Raw genomic sequence first — 22352 nt, 5'->3', positions numbered from 1 at the left:
ATATTGTTCGGTTCCTTGTTGGACTCAAGAGGGCGAGCCTATCCCGTCGGGAGCCGGGATATGTTCGATAGCCGCACAGGCATGATGAATGGGCCGTTTGGTTACGAGGACATTACGCCGGTCAATGACCAGACAGAGTTTGTCGGGTTGGGGTTTGATCCGAATGAGACCAACCCGTCCAGTGCCTGGAATCGTGCATTCCTTTGGCGTGACCTGATCCCGACCAACAAGGACTTATTGCGAACCCACTCGTTGAGAGTGGCTGGACCTGAGGGTGTGGGTTATCCCTATGACACCTATGACCAGGTCCCAAACGGGTCGCAAGTGTTCTCCGGAGTGGTTACTCGGCCAAAAGTGCGCGCATCGGTTGGGTACTGGTGGGCTGAGGCCGCGATCGAGGATCACGCCCCTGGCTATCAGCTGATGTGCCGAACGGATCTTGGCTACATGACTTTTCAGTACCAGGGGATGCAGCCATGCAGCGCTTATGCTGGCGATGGCTGGACACTGATGGCGATCCCTGTGGTGAAGAACCTAGATCCAGGTGAGGCGGTGCATTGGGGGCATAGCGGCATACTGTTTGCGCTGTTGAACTATGAGAAGTCGGTCGAGGATGGGGTATCTACCGTGTTTTGGAGCCGACTGTGGCTTCCAGATGAGCACAGTGTTGATTTCTTCCACAACGGCCCTTGGGTTGCCGAGCCGAGTAGCCCTATTGGTTCCCCGTTCACAAACCCGCAAGAGTCGTGGTCGACTTTCTGGGAAAACTGGTCGTCCGGTAGCAAGCCGCTACCCGCAGGTGGATCAAGGCCCAATTGGACCGATGCAATGTCTATGTGTTGGTTCAACGGTCGGTTTGTCGTCAACGTCCGGTTGTGTGCGCTAAATGCCGCCTTGTCAGACTTTGGCCTGGGTTGGGATTACTCGTACATCGATGCAGGCGGCAGCGCTCACATGCGTTTCGAGATAGACCTTGATGGCGGGTTTGAGGCCCAAGAGGTTCAGCATGAGGTATGGGATTGCGTGGCCGACTACCCCGACAGAAAACGCCCATATGACGTGTGGGTAGCCGGCATCCTCGATGAAGATGTTGTCTACGGGGTCAACCCTTTGGCGACTTTCCCCATGCCGAATGGATTGGTTGAGGTGCGCTGGAGAATGGAGGCTGAGCGCGTCGGTCTTTACAACTTGGGCAATGGACCTTTCTTCGCAGCAGATCTATCTAGTGGGCGGCTGGAGTTCACCATCACCAAGCTCGACGCCGAGGGTAATGAGATCGCGCCTGTTGTTCGCGAAGTGTTCTTTGAAGAGTTGGGTGCGGGCATTCAAGGGCCGACCACCGGACTTTTTTCTATCGGTGAAATGCACATCATGTTTCCGCCAACCAGTAGCTACAAGCTCTGGTCGATGAACCCGATGTTTGTGGCACTCAGTGACCATGAAATAGGGTTTGTCTGTTACGAGCAGTGGCAGGATTTCTCGCCAGACCTGCCATCAGCCGTAAAACTTGGGGTGTTGAACACTGAGACTGGTGTTGCCGAAGTTCGGTCTGAGCTGGGTTTTATGCATGACCCAAAGCTGCAGTATGAGCGGCAGATTCACCTGAACTGTATGCAGCGCACCATCTACGACGAAGAGGGTGAGGTGATTGTTGAGGGCGTCTTGTTTGTCAGCGGTGAACCGATAACCGCAGTGCTAATCAGCCGAGACAGCGGGCGGACGTGGCAGGAGTATTTGACGTTTCCACAGCCACTAGCTGGCGCTTATTACCTGGCCAATCCGCTTATGCCGCCAAATAGGGCAGGTTCTGCCGTCATGAAGGAATGAGCATGCCTACCCCACAACGAGGTGCCATATGGCCAATCAAGATCAAGTTGTAGCCTTCCTGCAGGACAATGTTGGTGATGTGCTTAGGACGGCGCGGGAGACAGCTTCTCGCATTCAGAACGGGGGGCTGGTACCACTACAAGGTGTTTCGCTTAACTATGAGGCGAATATCCCGGTTCTCGCGCCGCCACCCAAGTTCAGCGACTTGTTTCCGGGGGCAGACGGCACCAGCGCGGAGCTGCAACGCCTGGACTCTGAAACTGATAAGTGGTTTGAGCGTTACTTTCCTGAGTTTTCTGTTTTGCAGAACGATAGCCCGGAGGCCTGGGCCTGCAAGATCCTGTCGGGTAGTGATCCTTATGCAGACAGCAAGGCAGTGCTTGACCTGCTTTGGCATGAGGCGCGCGATCGCGCATATCGCGTCGGTGCAAGTGAGCGGCGTTCAATTGATGCTTCGTTTGCTGAGCGTGGTTTCCCGCTGCCACCAGGTGTTGCTGTTCGTCTGGGTGTTGAGGCCGAGCAGCGTGCTACTCAGGCCATCGCAGACATAAATCGACAGCAGACGGGCAGGATGCTGGAGCTGAAAGTAGAGCTGATCAAATTCGCTGAGGAACAGGCCGTGCGCTTGAAACTCGGTGTGATGGATGCGCTACGGGCCTTCTACACGACCTGGGTCAGCTTACCCGACAAGGACATTGAGCGTGCGAGGGTGCAGGCGCAGGCGCAGGCCTCTTTGTATGGCGCACTTAGCAGCTATTACAACGTGCAACTTGGCTTCGAAGGGTTGCGGTTGCGGGCGGCAGAGGCTGATGTTGAGGCCGCCTTGGGCATTGACCGTAACAAGATCGCTGCATTCACCAGCAACCGCTCTGCCAGTGCATTAAGCGACACGGTTCGTGGATTCACTGAGGTCGCATCTTCCGGGTTGAATGCCCAGTCTGCATTGTTTGCGGAAATAACAACGGGGTGATGAGCCATGGTTGCTGCTGTCTTTCAGGTCTATGGCATTGGTGATGATCACCACGTCGTTATGTCCAGATCCTCGGCCTCTCCGGCTGTTGTGACGAGATATGCGGAGAGTTGGGTTGTAGAGACATTTGCAAGTTTCGGGACGGCTGATTGGTATGCCCAGAACCGTGGCGTGCAAGCCGAGTTAAGCGGTGCCCGGCTGCTCGATGTGGATACGGTGCCAGCCAACCAGGGCGATGCCCAAAATTTTGGCCTGCCTTCGGTAGGCGGAACGGTGTTGAGCTTGCCGCTCAACGACAGCGAGTTTCTGGTGGCTCAGGGCATTTTTGTATATGTCACAACACCGGATAGTCCTGGGTATTCGACCAGGCTGACACTGAGCAACACTGTAAATTATCGGCCCGTAGCAATGTCTCGGCAGGGTGATACTGCACGCGTGGCGTATGCGACACGCGGTAATACAACCCGTGACCTGCGTGTTATCACTGTTGACCTCTCTGCACCGTTAAGTGGTACGGCCAATCTGTTAGCAGCACCGTCCTATGGCAGCAGTATTGCCGGCCCAGCGCCCTGGCAGGTATCTGAGGATTACCTGCTGAACTGGTACACCGGGCTTTTCCCATTCGCTATGGGAGCGTTTGAGTACTGCACCTTCTGTAGTGCAGACCGATCTGCTGATGGCCAGACAAAACACATGCTCGGCGTGGCAATCGGCTCGCCTTATGTGTCCGGTGGCGAGACGCTGATGGCGGGTTACCACGTAGATGTTTTCGAAAGTGTTGCGCGCTTTCAGGCTGTGACAATTGGCGGTGTGCTTTCGGGTTCAAACTTGACGGCGCAGAGCATTCTGGAAGTGCCCATCGCTGACAGTAGCGCCGTGCTGAACGCTGCCCCTGGTATAGACCCTGCCGATTACTACATTGATCCGGGTTACGCCGGCCTAGGACTTTCGTTCGAGCCGTTACCGGGACCGCCAGCGTTTTGGACAAACCTGCGGTTGGCTGTTGAGGTGATTTAGCCAACCCCCTGTAAGGTTTGAATCAGTTTCCGGTGGCGCAAACAATCGCAGCACATCATCAGGGGGATTACCTCATGTACGGCGTTCCCCATTATTCGATGAAGGCCAGTGGCGGCCTGGTAGAAGGCCCAGGCACTGGAACTTCTGACTCGATCAAAAAAGAGATCCCCACCGGGAGTTACATCATGCCTGCAGACTCGACAGCCAAGCTCGGCCTCAATCCCGAAATGATTAAGAAGTACAAAGAATCACAGGCCGCAAAGGAGGCCGAATTGCCGCGGCTGGGGGTGCCTGGATATGGCAAGAAGGTGCCGGTGAACCTGAGTAACGGTGAGTACGAACTGCCGCCAGAGCAGGTGCATGCAGTTGGTGTGGAAGCGCTCAATCAGGTCAAGGATGCAACCCATTCGCCAGAGGCGCCTGGACTCGGCGTCGATTTGGAAGCGCTCAAGCGGTTCAAGCAGGAAAAGGAAAACCTGCCGCGCCTGGGTGTAAGCCCAGAAATGCGCCGTCAGTACCAGGAGAGGCAGGGCAAAGAGCAGTTCTTTGCTGACGGCGGACTGGTGGATGATCCTGATAAGTTGCCACGGTTTGGCGCACGGCCTCAGAAGCCTGGGTTTACTGATGGCCTGGCAGGCGGTGCTAAGGCGCTAGTTGGTGCCGCGCTGGTGCCACAAGCAGCGATCGCTGATGGTGTGCGTGCTGGTGCTGCGCGGTTGGCTGGCGGTGACCCAGCAACCCTTGAGGGTGGCGCTGGGAAATATCGCGATATGGCCACAAGCCTGGCTAGTGAAGGCTGGAAGCAAGCTTCAGGTGCTGCTGAGCAGATCCAGTCTGCAGGACGCGAAGCGTTGGGCGTTAAGCCGTTGGCCAAGCCTACTGCACAACCTGCTGTTGCAACTCAGCCTGTCGGCGGTGTGCCGGGTTACAACGGCATACCGCGTCCTGCTGCGCCAGAGTTGCCGCGCCTCGGGGTGCCTGGCTGGAACAAGACCGGCGTTGGAGCTGATCGTCAGGGTGGTGAAATTGCCACCCGTGCAGGTGCTGGTGGGGTGCCTGAGTTCAGCAACGATCAATCTGCTGTTGCCGGGGCTCAAGAGCTGCCGCGACTGGGAGTCGGCCGTGTTGGTAATGGCGTCGGTACGTTCTCGCAGGCAAATGCCGGTGATGCTCAGTTGGCATACGGCCGCAACGAGCGGGCTATTACCGAGCGCGACAAAATGATCGATATCAGCCGTCGCGGTGAGCTTGGCGAAGGTGGTGGCCGGGTGACAGTTGTGGCGGATAGCTCGCGGGCGCCAACCTTGGCCGAAGTCCAGCGGGCTAAACTTGAAGGCCGTCAGGCCCAGACAGCAGCACTGCAATCTCAAACCCAGCAGAGTGGCGCTGAGTCCAGTCAGCGGATGACAACCGCGCAGCTGGAGCAGCAGAAGCTCCAACAGGATCTGGCTACTGGCCAATACAGCGTGCAGGACCGCCAGCGCATCGCAGAGTTGCAAGCGCGCATGGTCGACCCAGCCCTGAGCGAGGAAGAGCGCACCAGCGCCCGTGAGGCCTATACCGCGCTGAGCACCCAGGCGAAAGACCGTTACCAGTCGCAGGACGTGATCCTGGGCCGTGATGAGAGCGGTAAAGATATTCGTGGTACGCAGCTGATCGATGTGACTACCGGGCGCCCGGTAGCGGGTGGGCAGCCGGTTGGGAATATGCCAGCGGGTGTAACCAGGGAGTCTGCGTTGGCTGAGGCGCGTGCTGCTGTTGATTCAGGTGTGAGCAGAGATGCAATCAACCAGCGGCTGCAACAATGGGGGTTGGAGCCGATCTAAGTTATTCGACTGGCTTTAAGTCATCGAATAAGCCAACAGGCTTGTTGTAAAGGCGGTTGCAGGCGACTCGCATCATGCCTGCTGCCGTGTTGCTTTGGGTTTTTGCTGCCTTATCTAGTGCACATTCAGCACCTGACTTATATGAAAAGAGCCCACGGCCTGATCCTTGAGCGATCGATTCATAGCCGCCGGGGTACTCAGCACGGCAGACTTTTGCGGCAGCATATGCGGTGGTGTCGTTGTGTACGCCAGGCAGTGCGCTCAGCAGGCATTCTGCGTAGTTGTCCGCCATAGCCAGGGAAGGGCATACGAGCAGGGCGATGATGGCTAGGTGCTTTTTCATGATGAGGTCGCGGCCTTTCCTTGATTAAATTGCCAGCCAGATCAGGCTACACCACTTAGCCATCGCTAGGCGATCCGCCCGGGCGTGCTGTTGACTACCATATGTTGTGTCCCTATAATTTGCGGCGTGCGCAAGTAAAGCCTAGGGAACCCGCGACGCGTAAGTATCGTAAGCGCTCTGTAAGAGCGTCGGGCCTAGGGGTTGCGCCACCAATTCCCCAAACCGCTTTCCTAATGACAAAGATATTCATCTATTTAGACGAAAGCGGCGACCTTGGCTGGAAGTTCGATGCCCCATATAGGCGGGGCGGTTCCAGCAGGTATCTCACCATCGCAGCGTTGGTTGCGAGCGAAGAAAAGCGTCATCTTGCCAAAAGGCTAATCAAAAAGCTTTACCAGAAATTCAACTGGCCTACCGGCGAGGAGAAGAAATGGTCTGGCATGTCTGCTGACGAGAGATTGGCGTTTGCTAGCACAACAAAGCGCTTGCTTGCTGATAATCCCGGGCATTTTCGCTTTATCTCCATTACGGTGAAGAAAGAAAACGTGCGGGATCACATTCGTCGAGATGAAAACAAGCTCTACAACTACATGATCGCTAAGGCGCTGCTGAACGAAATGAGCCGGCATGCTGAGGTTCATTTTGTTCCGGATCCGCGAAGCGTGAAGGTTAAAAGCGGTAATAGCCTTCATGACTACCTTCAGACGCAGCTTTGGTTTGAGCATAAGAGTGAGGCTGTGATCACGACTCTTCCATGCGATAGCTCGCAGTGCTCTCAGATCCAGTTTGCCGACATGTTGTCAGGATTGGTGCAAACCCACTTTGAAGATGGAAACTCTGCGCCATGGGCTGAATTGCGAGACAGCATCAGCTACCAGACCCTGTTCTTCTGAGCCCCGCTAATGCGGGGCTTTTCATTTCTGACGTATACGATTCCGTCCCTCGTCACCCCCTGTAGGGTTCGCCTTTCCAGTACCACCCCAAGAGACTTGACCCGCTACGGCGGGTTTTCTTTTTGGAGGGTGGATGATGGCTGGTTTGTTTGATGACCTGAAAGACGTCGCCCCGGGTGGTGCGCCGAGAAAGCAAGGGTTGTTCGACGACCTGAAAGCCCCGATTCAAAACACCTCGCTGGCCGGCGACCTAGGCACTGACCTAAAGCGCGGTGTGCAAAAACTGCCAGGTATTGCCACCGGCCTTGCCGATATCCCCGTTGCTGCCATTACCAACAAGCGTTTTGTTGACGAAACCGCCGACAAGCTAGGGGAAGTCACTGGCTTCCAGCCAAGCCAGTGGGCGGAAGAGGCGCGGGACGAATACAGCCCAGAGCGCCAGGCGGGCAGCGCTGAAATCGATCAGGCTTGGGAAGATGGCAGCGCTATGGATGTGGCCGGCGCGTATGCCTCTAATCCTGGGAATGTTGCCGGGCTGGTTGCTGAATCGCTGCCTCAGATGCTGGCAGGCGGTGTGCTTGGCCGTGGTGCCTTGGCTGCTGGCCGCGTGACTGGTGTTATTGGTGCGCCTGCTACTGCCGCGCAGGCCGCCACTCAGGGTGCGATCGCTGGTGGTGTTGGTGAGGGTGCTGTAATTGCCGGCGGCACCATGGATCAGATTAGCGACGATGTAGATCCTCGCCGGGCGGCTGCAGCAGCTGCTGGTGCTGGCGTTGCTGGTGCTGCGCTTGGCGTGCTGGGCGCAAAAGCAGCGCAGCGCCTGGGCGTGCTGGACGCGGAGAGCGCGATTGCTGGTGGTGCTGGTCAGGTTGCCGGTGAGGCGCCAGGTCTGGCGCGGCGTGTTGCTGGTGGTGCGCTGACCGAGGGCGTGCTTGAAGAGCTGCCGCAGTCCGCTGCTGAAACCGTGATCCAGAACTGGGCCGAAGAGAAGGATCTGACTGAGGGTCTGGCGCGGGCTGCAGTTGAAGGAACCCTTGCCGGTTCGGCTATCGGTGCCGGCGTGAACGTGATGCCTCGCAAGCGCTCGGAAGAAATGGGCCTCGACCCGAATGCTGGACCGCTTTCTGCAGCTGCAGTCACTGCTGTTGATAGCGAACAGGCACTACTGCCAGCTCCTGAGCGCCTGGCACTGCCGGCGCCAGACCAGACCCTGTACGCCGATGAGCAGGGCAATGTCAGCGAGCAAGGCACGGCGCGTGACGTGGACCGTGAGCAGCGGCCAGTACCAGGGCGTGAACAGTCGGTGCGTGACTTTGGCCCGGGGATGGATCAGCAAGTTGAGCGCGGCACTGTGCCGGTCGCTGGTGAGCTGATGCCAGCTGCACAGCCAAATGCGCCAGTGCAGGGCAGTGCAGAGCCACGGACCTTTGATGCTCAGCCTGAGCGCCAGGGCATTCCTGATCTGCGCGAAAGCTCGATCACCGTGGATGCTGAAGGCAATGCGGTACCCGGCAGAATTCCAACCCCACGCCCAGCCGACTATGTACCGGGCGGTCGCGGTATGGACCAGCAAACGCCAATCGGCAAGAAGTACAGCAACCCTCTGGCTGCAAAGAACGCCATTCAAAAGTCTGGTAAGGCTGATGTGTTGGAGGCTGTTCAGGTTGGGCCAAAGCAGTTTGAGGTTAGGTCTAAGCAGCAGCCCAAGCGCAAACCAGTGAACCGCGACCGTGACTCTGTAATGCAGGCCGCCATCCGCCTGGGCGGGATAAAAACCGAGTGGCGCCAGGACACAACCGGCGACAGCAAAGGCAATAAATTTGTGCCAGGTGTGGGTGCGCTCTGGAGCGATAAAACCGGCACCAGTTTGGACGATATGGCTTCGCTGTTGGACCAGCGTGGATATGTGCCTGCCGGCGAAATGCAGCGCGATGGCGGTGTGAGTTGGCTACAGGCAGCTTTACGCGATGAAGCTGGCGGTATTAGGAAGCATGCTGCGCCAGGGTCTAAGCTGCAGGAAGAAATAGCGCTCCAGGCTGAGGCGCGGCGTCAGGCTGATATAGCTGCGCAGGAAGAGGCGGCCGGCGATTTTGATTCGGCGGAATCAATCAAGTCGGATTTGCTTGATGATTCGGATATTCTGGAAATACGCGCGACCCGTGCGGCTGCATTTGCCGCCGAACTCGATGCGCTCTTTGAGGACAACAGCAATGAACCTGTCGCCAGCACGCAAAGCGGAGATAGCAGCTCTGCAGAAACACAACGCGCTGAAGCTGAATCGAGTCGAAGCGCTGGAGCGCGAGAACAAGGCGCGTTACGACGCTCTGACGCCCGAGCAGAAGGCGAAGATCAAGTTGCCCCTGCCTTGGAACTCAGAAGCCAAACCGAGCAAGAGCTAGCCCAGCAGGCCGACGCTCAGGCGACTGCGCGCGCTGCTGAAGCTGCGACAGTAAAAGCCGAGCAGGACAAGGTCCAGGCCGATAAAGACCGCAGCGACTTCACCCTTACTGGATCTGATCGCGTATCTGATATGGCCGCTGCGCGCGGCCAGAACGATATGTTCGCGCCGCCGACCCGTGGCCAGGCTAAGGCCGAATGGGTCAGCTTCCCGGCCAACTCTGGCACCCTCAATATTCCCCGGGCAGAAATGCCGCAAATCAAGGCCGAGCACCGCGGTGCGATGGTCAATTTCCTTAATGCGCGCGGTGTGGCGCATGCCGAGGAAATCATTGCGGCCGATCAGCTGAAGCCAACCCAGGCTGAGTACTCGACCAAGAAGGTTGAGGCAGCCAAAGCTTTCGAGGGCGGCGATCGCTCCATTCTGATTTCCGGCGATGGGCATGTGCTGGACGGCCACCACCAGTGGTTGGCCAAGCGTGATGCCGGCCAGGATGTGAAGGTGATCCGCCTGGATGCGCCTATCCGCCAGTTGCTGGACACGGTCGCCGAGTTTCCCAGCGCCACCGTCGACGAAGCCAGTGCGCCGGCCGCCAGCAGCGCGCCGAAAGCCTCAGCTGCCAAGGTAGAGGACTTTGGCGAGAAGATCGGTGGTGCTAGAAAGGACACGTCTACCCCAGGCAAGAAGAAGGCAGCCAAGGAAGCGGACAGCCGCCCAGCCTGGCAGCGCCGCTACGAGGTCACTCAGGTGGTCACCAGCACTGTGCCTGGAGAGGCGGGGCGCTGGGTAATCAGTGATACGCGCAAACTCGACTGGAAGAAGCAGCCAAAGCAGCTGCGCGGTAACTACGCGACCGAAGAAGAAGCCATGCAAATGCTGCCGGTAATCGCGGTGGCGCAGAAGCATCGTGTTCTGTCTGTTCGCGACGGTGATGGTACCGGCTTTGAAATCTGGCGGGATGTTACTGACCGCAAGCGCGTGAAGGTTGTTGATCAGGTATTCCCGTCCAGAGAAGCCGGGATGGAATACATGGCCAGGAACGCCAAGGCAATCATCGAAACCAACACCACGTTCGGTGAGGCTGACTTGCCGCGGCCGGATAGCACTGTGCGCAAGGGTGCTGAGCGCCGTACCGGCCCGGTGAAGGACAGTGCATTTACCGAGGCCTTTGGTTTCCGTGGTGTGGAGTTCGGTAATTGGAACAACCAGGAAGAGCGTCAGCAGCTTCTGGATGATGCCTACGATGGCCTGATGGATCTGGCTGAAGTGATGGGTATCCCGCCGCGCGCCATCAGTTTGAATGGTGACTTGGCGCTGGCATTCGGCGCACGGGGTCAAGGCCTGAGTGGCGCCAGAGCGCACTATGAGCCTGGTAAGGTAGTGATCAACCTGACCAAGCTGAACGGCGCCGGCTCGCTGGCGCATGAGTGGTTCCATGCGCTTGATCACTACTTTGCCCGTCAGGATGGAAAGTCATCGTCCGCATGGGCGGTTGATAAGGACGGCACGCGGTCGCTGAAGATTACGAGCAACTTCGAGAACGATGCGGCCAGCTCGGGCTTTTTGCGTAACAACTCTGGTGTGCGCGAGGTGCTGCGCGATTCGTACACCGACTTGATGAAAACCATGTTCAGCAAGGGCGAAACCTATGTTGAGGACACGGCTCGCGTTGACGAGTTTGTGGGGCGCTCACGTAAGGAGTTGACCGACCGTCTTGATGAAATTCGCCGTGACCTGACCGAGCAGAAAGATCCAAAGTACTGGAAGCGGAACAACAAACCGGCTAGCGCTGAGCAGCTTGCCGAGTTCGATACCGTTGCCCAGCTTGTGCGCGATGGCACTGCACTAAGTACCGAGCTGCGCCCAACCCCAGGCAAATCACGCTCTGTTCTAACCAGCATGCGTTGGACCAATGACGCGCTGGAGAAGATGAGCGAAATCTACAAAGCGGTGCGTGGTCGTACAGGGTTTAACGCAGAAAACAACGGTGTATTCGATCGGCTGCGCCAGACCATGAGCGCGTATTCATCCCGCCTCAAGCTGCTTGCTGATGCGCAGAACGGCGAGGAAAAGGTCAAGAAGGTGCCAACCCAGTTTGCGATGGACGCCAAAGAGCTGGATCAGGGGCGAGGCACCGACTACTGGACCACGCCGCATGAAATGGCAGCGCGAGCTTTCCAGGGGTATGTGGAAGATAAGGTCGCTGAGCGTGGCGGTCAGAGCCCATTCCTGAACTTCGGCCCGGAGAATGTGGGAATCCTTACGCCGTGGGGGTGGAAGCGACCATTCCCGGCAGGTGAAGAGCGGCAGTCGATTAATCGCGCCTTCGACAAGCTGATAGGCGTGATTCAGACCCGTGAGACTGAGGGGGGCAATGTAGCCCTGTATCGGCTGAGTTCAAGCCAGGCAGCAGGTATCCCGCTGTTCAGTGCTCGCGCCATCGCTAACAAGATCAGCAAAGCCACCGGCCTGCAGGTTGAAACGGTAGCCAATGAGGCAGGCTTGCCGGCGGCGGTGCAGGCGCAGATCAAGCGCGACGGCGTGAGTGGGCGCGTGGCCGGGGTTTACCACAACGGTACCTCCTACCTGATCGCCAGCAACGTGCGCGACACGAAACACGCCATGAGTACTGTGCTGCATGAGGCCGTAGGCCATGGTGGTGTGAAAGCCGTGCTGGGCAACCGGATCAACCCGGTGATGCGCGGGATCTACCGTGATATGCCGGCGGCGATGAAGCGTGAGCTGGAGCGCCGGTATGCCGGGCAAACTGCAGGCATGAACACTTTGGATGCCCAGGTGCTGATCGCTGAAGAGTATGTGGCGCACCTGGCCGAGACAGACCCGAAGAACGGGATCATTGATCGACTGGTGGCCATGTTGCGCCAGTTTATCCGCTCGACTTTCGGCGATTCGGCTGCACTGAAGTGGAGCCGCAACGACCTGGTGCAGTTATTGGCCCAGGCGCGGCAGGCTGCTGGCACTGGTGGTGCGGATGCCCGGTACCGCCAATCTGCTGCTGCAGAAGCTCTGGCTGCATTGCCTGATGTATCCGAGGCCAGCGAGGCCGAGTTTGTTGAAAGTCTGAGCGATCAGCAGGCCAGCTCCTTTGCTCGAGCAATCTATAAGGCGCGCGGCACTGATTCGCCATTCTTCCAGCGCTGGTTTGGTAAGAGTCGAATGGTCGACAAACAGGGGCAGCCGATTGTCTTTGTGCACCGCAGCTACGGCGAGCGCGATACCTTCAATGATGCCGACCTTGGCAAAAATACTGGCACACCGACTGCAACGCTCGGGCACTTCCTGGCGCGTAAGGATGTGGGCAATGTCGATCGCTACGGCCCGGTAGTTGAGCAGTTCTATATCCGCATGGCCAAGCCGAAGGTCGTCACCCAAGACCAGTTCGAGGCTATGGGCGATTGGTCGCTGACCAAGGTGAAGGCCTACCGCAAGACCCTGATGGACCAAGGCTATGACGGCATGTACATCCAGGGCCTGGCCTGGCCGGTTGTGTTTGAAGGAAAGAACATCAAGGCCAAGCGCAATGCTGGAACCTTCAACGAAAGCGCCAGTGCTCGATACAACGTCAACGACCAGACCAAAACCCCAGCGTTTGTGCGTTGGTTTGGTGATTGGCAGGCCGCCCGTGCCGAAGCCAGGCTGGATGCTATGAAGCCCATCACCATCCGCACACCTGCAGAGTGGAGTGGTCTGCCGTTGGCGGATCTGCGTCGTCGTGTTGAGGCTTCACTAGAAGCGCTTGGCGACTCCAATAAGCCGCTGCAGCACCCTGAGATTGGCGAAGTCAGAATTGTGAAGCGCGGTATCAGTAAGGCACTGTCTGCTAGTGCAGACCCGGCGAAGTTGCTGGTTCTGGGCGATCTGCGTAAGGCTTTCGAGGGCAGTATCTACGCATCATCCAAACCGGCAGAAGGCAAGCCAAATGTGATGGGCTACGACAAGTTGCTTGCGCGGGTGAATGTCGATGGCCAGGAAATGGTGGCGGTGCTGACAGTGGAAACCCTGCGCAATGGGCAGCAGTTCTACAACGCGGTGACCCTGAATGACGGGCAAAAAAAAGCCCCAGTAGCATCTCCGCGGGATACCCCCATTGCTGGGGAACGCGCCACATCGGCCAATACTGGGACCACGAACTTTGTACGCCGAGAGCTGGAGCGAGTCAACCCGGATAACGTCTCGAAGGTGGTAGATGCCGATGGACGGCCGCTGGTGGTGTATCACGGAACTACTGGTGATTTTTCTGCGTTTTCCAGTGAGTTTTTTGGTGATGGTGATGGGCGCCTTGATTGGGGTGAGGGTTTCTACTTCACCGATCGTGCCGACGCAGCCAATGGCTATGCGAGTGGTGACGGTGGCAATGTGATGCCGGTGTTTCTTAGCATCAAGAATCCAGCAACGAATCAGGTGATGCTTTCGCCAGAAGTGCAGGATGCTCTGGGTGATGATATGGGCTTCGAAGACATTTCGAGTCTATTGGAGTCGAAAGGCTACGACGGGGTTGAGTTCACTCATCGCGACGGAGCCAAAGAGTATGTTGCTTTCCGCTCTGAGCAGATTAAGTCAGCCACCGGCAACAACGGCGACTTCGACCCAGCCAACCCCGATATCCGCTACAGCCTGAACGATGACGCGGCCACCACCGAAGCGCTGCGCAAGCTTGGCCTGGGCGGCAAGGATGCTGATGGCGTAGTCGAGCAGATCCGCAACATGACGCTGGGCGGCCTGCAGGCGAAGCTTAGCGAATGGTCTACCCGCTCTGAGGAAGGCTTGTTCGATGGACTGGCCGGTATTCGCCTTGCTGAAGAGGCTGTAGGCGTTACGGACGCCAACAATCAGGGTTATGTATCCGCACGGATGGCTAGCGGTATTGCTGACGTGATGCATGGCGTACTGCATTACGCTGCACCCGAGTGGCGCAATGGCGTGATTGCTGGCAAAGCGGACACTCGCGGCGTGCTGGAGATACTGGGTGATCTGGGGCAGGACAACCTGACCCCTTGGTTGGCCTGGCTGGGCGGTAAGCGTGCGCAGATGCTCAAAGCGCAAGGGCGTGAGAACAACCTGACCGATGCCGATATCGCCGAGCTGATCGCAATGGGTAATGGCAAGGAAGTACTGTTCGAAAAGGTGTACCAGGACTATGCCAAGGTAAACGAGGCGGTGCTGGACCTGGCTGAGCAGGCGGGGCTGATTGACCAGAGCGCCCGGGCGAAGTGGGCGACCGAGTACTACGTGCCGTTTTACCGTGTTGATGAGAGCGAAGGCCTGTTCAGTGGCCCGCGCTCGAAAAAAGGCCTTTCCCACCAGTCGGCCGCGATCAAAGCGTTGAAGGGCGGCACACTGCCGACCAATGATCTGCTGACCAACATGCTGCAGGGCTGGACCAAGCGCATTGACGCCTCGATGAAGAACAAGGCGCTGATGGAGGTGGTCGATAACCTGCAGGGCAGCGAGTATCTGACGGACGAGAGCCCGCGCTACCAGCAGGTGCTTATATCCCGCAGCCAGATTGCCGACCAGATCCGCAAGGATCGGAAAGCGCTGGCCATGGCCGCTGAAATGCTGGGGCTGCCGGCCGAGAGTAAGTTCCTCAAGGTGGCAAACCAGCTAATGAAGCCAGAAAACGAGGGCTTTGAGCAGCTTTGGACGCGGGTGGCGCCGACTGATCCGGACATCATCCGGCTGCAGCGTGGCGGAAAGAATGAGTACTACCGCGTCAACGATGAGAGCCTGCTGCGCGGCCTGAAGTTTATGGAAGGCAGTGTGTTCAATGACCCGATCACCCGCATCGGTCGGACGTTTAAGCGCCTGCTGACCACGGGTGTTACGGCCTCGCCTGATTTTATCCTGCGCAACTTTATCCGCGATGCGGCGCATGCCTGGATGATCAACAAAGATGGCTTTGTGCTGGGCAAGGACTCGATCAAGGGTATGCGCGACGCGCTGCGTGAGGATCAGGACTATCGCGATTTGATGTTTGCCGGCGGCAGTTTCCAGGGCGGTTATGTTCACGGTACCGACCCTGAGGCCTCGGCGCAGATCATCCGTCGCGCGCTAGAGAAGAAAGGCTTAACTAGCGAGCAGCAGAGCGCCTACATGGGCAGCCTGGTGAATACCCCGGCCAAGGTGGCGGGCATGTTGGGTAAAGGCTGGCAGGCTTACCGCACGCTGGGCGACAAGGTGGAGAACGCCAACCGGTTGAGCACCTACAAGGCAGCACTGGCCGCCGGCAAGTCACCGCGCCAGGCCGCTTATGAGGCGAAGGATCTGATGGACTACAGCCTGCGCGGCAACTTCGCCGCGGCGCAGTGGTTTACCGACGTGGTGCCATTCCTCAATGCGCGCATGCAGGGCCTGTACAAGCTGGGTCGGGCGGTTAGGGGTGACAAGACTCTGATCGCCAAGGAGGTGGCCATGAAGGGCGGCTATATCGCGCTGTTCTCGCTGATGCTCGCCGGGCTGAATGATGACGATGAGCGCTACCAGGCGCTGATGGACTGGGACAAGGATATGCATTGGCACATCTTCTTAGGTGACCAGCACTTCCGCATTCCCAAGCCGTTCGAGCTGGGGCTGATCTTCGGTACCGTGCCTGAGCGTCTGCTGCACACGCTGACTGGCACCCAGGATGGTGGCGACTTGGCCAAGGCCGTTTCGCAGGGCGTGTTCCAGACCCTGGCATTCAACCCGGTACCGCAGTTCTATCAGCCGATCCGCGAGCTGCAGGCTAACCGCAACTTCTTCCGCGATTCGCCGATCGAGGATATGAGCGACGAGGGCAAGCTGCCAGAAGCGCGCTTTGATGAACGCACCAGTGCACTGGGCCGGGTACTTGGCCAGGTCACCGGGCCGACACTTGGGCTGTCACCCAAGCAACTTGACCATCTGGTGCAGGGTTACACCGGTACCCTTGGTGGTTATGTGCTGGGGATGTCGAGCCTGATCGCCAGCGCCTTTGATGGGGTGGATAGCCCAACAGCCCGCGCCAGTGATCTGCCTGTGCTGAAGGTGCTCTACCAGGGTGACGCAGTGCGTTCGACTCAGTATCAGTCGCAGTTCTACGACATGATGCAGGAAGCCGATCAGCTGCACCGCACGGTCAAGGCATACCGGGATGAAGGGAAGGTCGAGGCCGCTGCGAAACTGCTGGAAAGCAGCAGCGACAAACTCAAGCACCGTGCGGCACTGGGCTTGGCACGTCAGCAGTTGGGTGCTGTGCGCCGGCAGATGGACGCTGTGTATCGGGATGCGCAGATGGATGGTGATGCTAAGCGTCAGCGGTTGACCGAGCTGCAGCTGCGCTCGAATCAGATTGCCGAGCGGGTTGTGCGACTGGCTGGAAAGGACTTCTAGAGGATCATGCCAAGGATGGCAACGACCGTAACGATGGCGCCGCAGAGCAGGGCAAGGCCCCAGAAGGTAGATTCGGCAGCGGCGCGGGTAGACTTTTTAGTGGTGGCGAACAGGCCGTAACCCACTGCAAGGACGATACCGCCCAGCACGGGATTGGCCAGCAGCGAGAACATGCCAAGCACCATAAGGATTCCGCCGATGTAGACCTGAGCCATGCTGGTTCTCCCGTTAATTGAAGAACCAGTTTAGGGCTGTGGGGTAGGTGGCGGCGAGGGCCTGTTCAGGCCCTTTTGCTGAAATCACCTATCACTACGTTGCCTTTCTCCAGGGCATCGAGGTGATCGGCATACCACTGCATCATGGCGCGGCGATGCTCCAAGTACTTGGCTTTGTTGTAAACGCCGGCCGTGCCTTTCTTCTTGTGGGATAGCTGGGCCTCGATGTGGTTTTCGTCGAAGCCCTTTTCGTTCAGCAAGGTGCTGGCAATGTGGCGGAAGCCGTGGCCGGTTTGTTCGCCCTGGTATCCCATGCGGCGCAGCGCCATGTTGAACACCATATTGCTGAGCGGCTTGGTGCGATCGTTACGCCCGGGGAACAGTAAGCCGTAGCCTCCGGACAGCTGTTTTAGCTCCTGCAGGATGGCCAGTGATTGGGTAGACAGTGGCACCAGATGCTCGCGGGCTTTCTTCATGCGCTCGGCAGGTACCGTCCACAAGGCGCCGTCCAGATCAAACTCACTCCAGTGGGCCTCGCGCACTTCGCTCGGGCGCATGCCGTTGATGATCAGCAGGCGCAGGCCTAGCTTCACCGCACGCGCGCCGCTGTAGGCAGTCACTGCACGCAGCAGCTCGGGTAGGCGTTCCTCGCTGACGTGGGCATAGTTTTCAGATTGCTTGGTCTGTAGGAACTTATCGAGCCCGTCGACCGGGTTGTTTACTGCGCGGCCGGTGACCCTGGCTAGGTCGTAAATCTCTTTGCAGTAACGGCGCACATTGCCCAGCTGATCGAGGATGCCTTTCTTCTCCATGCCACGGAACAGATCCATCCACTCCATGGAAGTGATATCGAGATAGGAGCGTTTGCCTAGCTTCGGGAATACATGCAGATCTAGGGCGCCGATCACCCGCTTGGAATACCCATCGCCCCAGCCAGTTTTGCGCGTGGCATACCACTCGCGTGCCAGTAGCTCGAAGGTGTTTTCGATTTTGGCCTTTTCCGTGGCTTCGTCTGCCTTGCGCTGGGTTGATGGATCAACGCCTTGGGCAATGAGCGTCCTGGCCGCTTGCGCTTTCTCGCGTGCGGCGGCAGCGCTGACGCTGGGGTAGGGGCCTAAGCCAAGCCAGGATCGGGCTTTCGATCCTGGTTTCGAGTAGCGAAGTTCCCACAGCTTCTGGCCGGACGGTTTGACCCGAAAGTACAGGCCCTGGCCGTCGTGTTCACGGTAGGTTTTATCCTCTGGCTCAAGGCCGGCGAGGGTGCTGTCGGCCATCGGCCGGCGCTTGATATCCGCTCTTTTCATGCCTGTTTGGTATGCCGTGTTCTATTGAATCGGCAGCATACCAATCGGCATACCAAATTGTTAGGGATAAGCTGAAACAAGATGGGATTATCTGAAACAACAAAGCCGGCTACAGAGGCCGGCTTTATTGGTGTTTCGAAACATGCTGGTACATGGTGAAACAAGCAAGTGGTCGGAGAGACAGGATTCGAACCTGCGACCTTCTCGTCCCGAACGAGACGCGCTACCAAGCTGCGCTACACTCCGAATGGGTCGAAATTTTACTGAGAAAGTTTTACCGCACAAGGGCTTAGGTTTTAATTTTTTCTATTGGCCAAGCGCTTTGAATATATCGATCAGAGCCCAGGCGCTGAGCAAGTAGTACGTGGCAACGCCTGGGTTATCGGCTTACAGCTCTTTGACGGTACGCACTTGATCCTTGTTGACCTTGGCGCGTTTGCCATCGAGTTGTTCGAACTCGTAGAAGCCCGAATCCTCGTCAAAATTCGGCTCGTCGATGGTCTGAATTTCGCGGCCATCATTGAGGGTGATTACCGTTGGCGACGCGCAACCAGTCAGCGCGACCAGGCCCAAGGTAAGCAGCAATGCTGGAATAATCCGCTGAGACATGGGTTTCTCCTTGATTGGATAGATGTTTTTACCCTGCTTGTGACGAAACTTTGCCGGTCAAGTTCCCTTGCCGATGTTTATCCGCGTGTCGTCAACAAGTCGGGCGTGTTGAAGTTGGCCAGGCGAGGGTCACCGAGTGGGCACTCCACTGTCAATGGATTAAGGCTGCGCAACCAGCGTTGCGGGCTGCGTTCGCCGGCTTGCCAGGCCTGCTCCAGGTCAGCATGCAGTGCACGGGGAAAGACGCTGAACAGCGGTTCGAGAAACTCGCCCTGACGCACTACAACTGCGCGCTCACCGGCCAGGCTCAGTAGCGCCTCCAGCAGCGGTCTGTCGAGTTGCGGGGCATCACACGGCAGGATCAATACATTCGCCTGGCGTGCGGCGCGCAGGCCGGCGCGAATGCCCGCCAGCGGGCCTTGAAAGTCCGCCTCGTCATCACTGACCAAGCGATCCGCGAAGGGGGCATAGCGCTCGGCGTTGCGGTTGCAGGAGATAAGCAGGTCATCGGTTAGCGGCCTCACCAGCTCGTGCAGCCAGGCGATTAGCGGGCGGCCTTGCCAGTCGAGCAGGCCCTTGTCGGCGCCGCCCATGCGTTGCCCACGGCCGCCCGCAAGCAGCAAAACAGAACAGCGGGGCAGGGTCGTGGGAGCGGGCATGCGCAGTCTCCGAAAGCGGGCCTGTGATATAACGGCCGGCATTATCGCCCATAACTGGAAGCCTGCCATGAACCACAAGGCCGAGGCACATTTCGTGCCCTTGAATATCGCGGTGTTGACCGTCAGCGACACCCGCAGCCTGGAAACCGATACCTCCGGCCAGCTGTTTGTTGACCGCCTGCAGGCGGCCGGCCATCAGCTTGCCGCCCGGGTTTTGCTCAAAGACGATCTGTACAAGATTCGCGCCCAGGTCGCCACCTGGATTGCCGAGGATCAGGTGCAGGTGGTGCTGATTACCGGCGGTACCGGCTTTACTGGTCGTGATAGCACACCGGAAGCGGTGAGCTGTTTGCTGGACAAGCAGGTCGATGGTTTTGGTGAGCTGTTCCGGCAGATTTCTGTGCCTGATATCGGCACCTCCACCATTCAGTCCCGCGCTCTGGCAGGCCTGGCCAATGGCACCCTGGTCTGCTGCCTGCCGGGCTCGACCAACGCCTGCCGCACCGCCTGGGATGGCATCCTGGGTGAGCAGCTGGATAACCGCCACCGCCCATGCAATTTCGTTCCGCACCTCAAATCGGTGGCCGCCTGCGAGAGCCGTGGATGAGCTGCTGTGACAAGCCGGGATTGATGCCCGTTGAGGCGGCGCTGGCGCGGTTGCTGGCGCAGGCCGAGGCCAGCGCGATTGTTGAATGCGAGCGGGTCAACCTGAGCGACGCCGCAGGCCGGGTGTTGGCCGAGCCGTTGCTGGCCGAGTTGGATCTGCCGCCCTGGGACAACAGCGCCATGGATGGCTACGCCCTGCGCTTGGCCGATTGGAATGGCCAGCCGCTGGTCGTCAGCCAACGCATTCAGGCCGGCAGTGCGCCGCAGCCGTTGCAGCCCGGCACCTGTGCGCGGATCTTTACCGGCGCGCCGCTGCCAGCCGGCGCTGATACTGTGGAAATGCAGGAAAACGCCGTGCTCGGTGAGGACGGCCGCGTTGCCTTTAGCGAGCCGCTCAAGCGCGGGCAGAACGTGCGCGCTCAGGGCCAGGAAACCCGTGTTGGCGATAGCGTTCTACCCGCCGGCACGCGTCTAGGTCCGATTGAGCTGGGCTTGGCGGCGTCCTTGGGTTGCGCTGAATTGAATGTACGCCGCCGACCTCGGGTGGCGGTGCTGTCCACGGGGGATGAGCTGGTCGAACCGGGTCAGCCGCTTGGGCCCGGGCAAATCTACAACAGCAATCGCCGCGTGCTGATCGCTTGGCTGCAGCGACTGGGCTGCGAAGTCGTGGATGGCGGCATTCTGCTCGATGACCTGGAGCAGACCCGCGCAGCGCTGGCTGCGTTGAGCGACGTTGACCTGATTCTCTCCACCGGCGGCGTATCGGTGGGCGAGGCGGATTTCCTGGGTATGGCCTTGCGTGAAGAAGGCGAGCTGGCGCTGTGGAAGTTGGCAATCAAACCGGGCAAACCGCTGACCTGCGGGCAGTTTCGCGGCGTACCGGTGATCGGCCTGCCGGGTAATCCGGCTTCGACGCTGGTGACTTTCGGCCTGCTCGCGCGGCCTTATCTGCTGCGCCGTTTAGGTGTGCAGCGGGTCGAGCCGCTGGGCTTTCCGATGCCGGCGGGTTTCACCTGGAGCAAGCCGGGCAATCGCCGCGAATACCTGCGCGCGCGTCTGGAAAACGGACGCGTGGTGCCTTATCCAAATCAAAGCTCCGGGGTGCTACGCAGCGCTGCCTGGGCTGAGGGCTTTGCCGAAGTGCTGGAGGGCACCACGCTTGCCGAGGGCGACAGCCTGAGGTTTATTCCGCTCAGCGAGATCCTCGGGTAGGTCAGCGTACTTGCTGCCTCCTTGTGGGGGATGGCGCTTTACCCATCCACCAAGGTAGTCAGCTATTGCGCCGGCTCTCGCGAAATTCGCCTGGGGTCTGCCCGGTCCAGGTCTTGAAGCTGCGGTGGAACGAGCGCGACTCGGTAAACCCTAGATAGCTGGCGATATCCTGAATCGCCAGGTCGCTGCGCAGCAGGTAATGTTCGGCCAGTTCCTGGCGTAGTTCATCGAGAATCTGCTGGTAGCTGGTGCCGGCCAATTGAAGGTGACGCTGCAGGGTGCGCACCGTCATGTTGAATTTCTCCGCCACGCGTTCCTTACGTGGCAGGCCATCCTTGAGCAGCAGGCGCAGGGCGTTTTTTACCCGCTGCGGCAGTGGCTCGTTGTCGTCCAGTCCAGCCATCAGGGTCAGGGCGTGTTCTTCCAGGGTGCGCAGCAGGTTGGCATCGGCCTGACGCAGCGGCACAGCGAGGTATTCCAGCGGCACGATCAGCGCATTGCAGCTTTGCTCGAAGCGGATCGGGCAGCCGAAAATCGTCTGGTACTCGGCACTATCGGCGCCCTCAGGTAGGGCGTGCTCGAACCACACCTCCCGTGGCGAGCTATCTGAGTCGGAGATCCAGCGCGCATACAGCAACCACGAAGCCAGTACGTTTTCCACCATATGCCGGCGGATCGGCTCAGCCTGATGGCGACAGGTCCAGATCAGGCGAACGTGGTCTGCGCCGGCCTCGACCCGGCTGACACCCATGTCCCCCACCAGTTTCTCGTAAGGCACGATGCGGCTCATGGCCTCACCGAGGGTTGCACAGTTCATGGTGATATAGCCCAGCACGCTCCACGAACCCGGCTGCACAAAGCGCGCGCAGTGCAGGCCAAACAGCGGGTCAGCCGACACCTTGAGCAAGTGATCGAGCAGGCGCTCATGGGTTTCACTGGGGATGCGTTTGCTGTTGTCGGCCAGGTCCTCGGTTTTGATGCCGGCGGCCGCCAACGCCTGGTCGATATCCAGGCCCAATTGCTCGGCGTGGCGCAGGTACTTGAGCAGGGAAGGGACAGAGGTATAACCGAGGTTTTCCATGAACTGTTCTTATTCTGAATG

14 protein-coding genes and 1 tRNA gene are annotated in these 22352 nt (G+C 58.6%); 8 read left to right on the top strand and 7 right to left on the bottom strand.

The genetic code is table 11. The features are described 5' to 3' along the window. Positions 1–60 precede the first annotated feature (60 nt). The 4 genes from HCI85_RS01385 to HCI85_RS01370 all read left to right on the top strand — a co-directional run bounded on the left by HCI85_RS01385 (position 61) and on the right by HCI85_RS01370 (position 5640). Positions 61–1827, top strand: a complete 1767-nt coding sequence (locus HCI85_RS01385; protein ID WP_167141265.1) for a hypothetical protein — start codon at positions 61–63, stop codon at positions 1825–1827. A 28-nt stretch (positions 1828–1855) separates the two neighbouring features. Then, positions 1856–2797, top strand: a complete 942-nt coding sequence (locus HCI85_RS01380; protein ID WP_167141263.1) for a hypothetical protein — start codon at positions 1856–1858, stop codon at positions 2795–2797. 6 nt (positions 2798–2803) lie between these two features. Then, the gene (locus HCI85_RS01375; protein ID WP_167141261.1) at positions 2804–3814 is read left to right on the top strand and encodes a hypothetical protein; all 1011 of its coding nucleotides are present in this window, start codon (positions 2804–2806) and stop codon (positions 3812–3814) included. Between the two features lie 185 nt (positions 3815–3999). Then, positions 4000–5640: a hypothetical protein gene (locus HCI85_RS01370; protein WP_167141260.1), complete on the top strand. Its 1641-nt coding sequence runs from the start codon at positions 4000–4002 to the stop codon at positions 5638–5640. A 1-nt stretch (position 5641) separates the two neighbouring features. Here the strand turns inward: HCI85_RS01370 and HCI85_RS01365 are convergent, their stop codons facing one another. Then, positions 5642–5983, bottom strand: coding sequence for a hypothetical protein (locus tag HCI85_RS01365; RefSeq protein ID WP_206677973.1), 342 nt, complete (start codon positions 5981–5983; stop codon positions 5642–5644). Positions 5984–6216: 233 nt separating this feature from the next. Between HCI85_RS01365 and HCI85_RS01360 the strand changes: the two genes are divergently transcribed. Both HCI85_RS01360 and HCI85_RS20910 read left to right on the top strand, forming a co-directional pair. After that, positions 6217–6876: a DUF3800 domain-containing protein gene (locus tag HCI85_RS01360; RefSeq protein ID WP_167141258.1), complete on the top strand. Its 660-nt coding sequence runs from the start codon at positions 6217–6219 to the stop codon at positions 6874–6876. Between the two features lie 136 nt (positions 6877–7012). Beyond that, entirely contained in the window at positions 7013–16645 is a 9633-nt protein-coding gene (locus HCI85_RS20910; RefSeq protein WP_206677972.1) for an LPD38 domain-containing protein, read from the top strand. On the opposite strand, the gene HCI85_RS01335 is transcribed toward HCI85_RS20910, so the two are convergent. The 5 genes from HCI85_RS01335 to mobA form a co-directional block, all read right to left on the bottom strand. After that, the gene (locus HCI85_RS01335; RefSeq protein ID WP_167141256.1) at positions 16642–16860 is read right to left on the bottom strand and encodes a hypothetical protein; all 219 of its coding nucleotides are present in this window, start codon (positions 16858–16860) and stop codon (positions 16642–16644) included. The genes HCI85_RS20910 and HCI85_RS01335 overlap by 4 nt on opposite strands. 65 nt (positions 16861–16925) lie before the next feature. Then, entirely contained in the window at positions 16926–18164 is a 1239-nt protein-coding gene (locus tag HCI85_RS01330; RefSeq protein WP_167141254.1) for a tyrosine-type recombinase/integrase, read from the bottom strand. 169 nt (positions 18165–18333) lie between these two features. After that, a tRNA-Pro gene (locus tag HCI85_RS01325) sits at positions 18334–18410 on the bottom strand. A gap of 141 nt (positions 18411–18551) precedes the next feature. Then, positions 18552–18773 carry a YgdI/YgdR family lipoprotein gene (locus tag HCI85_RS01320; RefSeq protein WP_160015517.1) on the bottom strand — a complete coding sequence of 74 codons (222 nt, stop codon included), beginning with the start codon at positions 18771–18773 and terminating at the stop codon, positions 18552–18554. Positions 18774–18850: 77 nt separating this feature from the next. After that, positions 18851–19432: a molybdenum cofactor guanylyltransferase MobA gene (mobA, locus tag HCI85_RS01315; protein WP_167141251.1), complete on the bottom strand. Its 582-nt coding sequence runs from the start codon at positions 19430–19432 to the stop codon at positions 18851–18853. Between the two features lie 67 nt (positions 19433–19499). Here mobA and moaB point away from each other — a divergent pair, with 67 nt between their 5' ends. Next, positions 19500–20039 carry a molybdenum cofactor biosynthesis protein B gene (gene moaB, locus HCI85_RS01310; RefSeq protein WP_090248092.1) on the top strand — a complete coding sequence of 180 codons (540 nt, stop codon included), beginning with the start codon at positions 19500–19502 and terminating at the stop codon, positions 20037–20039. After that, the gene (locus tag HCI85_RS01305) at positions 20036–21250 is read left to right on the top strand and encodes a molybdopterin molybdotransferase MoeA (protein ID WP_167141249.1); all 1215 of its coding nucleotides are present in this window, start codon (positions 20036–20038) and stop codon (positions 21248–21250) included. Before moaB ends, HCI85_RS01305 begins: the two co-directional genes overlap by 4 nt. 58 nt (positions 21251–21308) lie before the next feature. Here the strand turns inward: HCI85_RS01305 and gliR are convergent, their stop codons facing one another. After that, positions 21309–22331 carry an AraC family transcriptional regulator GliR gene (gliR, locus tag HCI85_RS01300; protein ID WP_090248088.1) on the bottom strand — a complete coding sequence of 341 codons (1023 nt, stop codon included), beginning with the start codon at positions 22329–22331 and terminating at the stop codon, positions 21309–21311. Positions 22332–22352: the final 21 nt, after the last annotated feature.

This window comes from Pseudomonas sp. OTU750018 (assembly GCF_011636575.1).
GTDB classification, from domain to species: domain Bacteria; phylum Pseudomonadota; class Gammaproteobacteria; order Pseudomonadales; family Pseudomonadaceae; genus Aquipseudomonas; species Aquipseudomonas peli.
Note: the sequence above shows the minus strand (reverse complement) of the source record. Positions and strands in the feature narration are given on the sequence as shown.

What these genes read in the sequence shown, in the direction of transcription:
- HCI85_RS01380 (WP_167141263.1), top strand. Translation starts at nt 1,856, where the DNA reads ATGGCCAATCAAGATCAAGTTGTAGCCTTCCTGCAGGACAATGTTGGT.
- HCI85_RS01385 (WP_167141265.1), top strand. Translation starts at nt 61, where the DNA reads ATGTTCGATAGCCGCACAGGCATGATGAATGGGCCGTTTGGTTACGAG.
- gliR (WP_090248088.1), bottom strand. Translation starts at nt 22,331, where the DNA reads ATGGAAAACCTCGGTTATACCTCTGTCCCTTCCCTGCTCAAGTACCTG.
- HCI85_RS01360 (WP_167141258.1), top strand. Translation starts at nt 6,217, where the DNA reads ATGACAAAGATATTCATCTATTTAGACGAAAGCGGCGACCTTGGCTGG.
- mobA (WP_167141251.1), bottom strand. Translation starts at nt 19,432, where the DNA reads ATGCCCGCTCCCACGACCCTGCCCCGCTGTTCTGTTTTGCTGCTTGCG.
- HCI85_RS01320 (WP_160015517.1), bottom strand. Translation starts at nt 18,773, where the DNA reads ATGTCTCAGCGGATTATTCCAGCATTGCTGCTTACCTTGGGCCTGGTC.
- HCI85_RS20910 (WP_206677972.1), top strand. Translation starts at nt 7,013, where the DNA reads ATGGCTGGTTTGTTTGATGACCTGAAAGACGTCGCCCCGGGTGGTGCG.
- HCI85_RS01375 (WP_167141261.1), top strand. Translation starts at nt 2,804, where the DNA reads ATGGTTGCTGCTGTCTTTCAGGTCTATGGCATTGGTGATGATCACCAC.
- HCI85_RS01305 (WP_167141249.1), top strand. Translation starts at nt 20,036, where the DNA reads ATGAGCTGCTGTGACAAGCCGGGATTGATGCCCGTTGAGGCGGCGCTG.
- HCI85_RS01365 (WP_206677973.1), bottom strand. Translation starts at nt 5,983, where the DNA reads ATGAAAAAGCACCTAGCCATCATCGCCCTGCTCGTATGCCCTTCCCTG.
- HCI85_RS01335 (WP_167141256.1), bottom strand. Translation starts at nt 16,860, where the DNA reads ATGGCTCAGGTCTACATCGGCGGAATCCTTATGGTGCTTGGCATGTTC.
- HCI85_RS01370 (WP_167141260.1), top strand. Translation starts at nt 4,000, where the DNA reads ATGCCTGCAGACTCGACAGCCAAGCTCGGCCTCAATCCCGAAATGATT.
- HCI85_RS01330 (WP_167141254.1), bottom strand. Translation starts at nt 18,164, where the DNA reads ATGAAAAGAGCGGATATCAAGCGCCGGCCGATGGCCGACAGCACCCTC.
- moaB (WP_090248092.1), top strand. Translation starts at nt 19,500, where the DNA reads ATGAACCACAAGGCCGAGGCACATTTCGTGCCCTTGAATATCGCGGTG.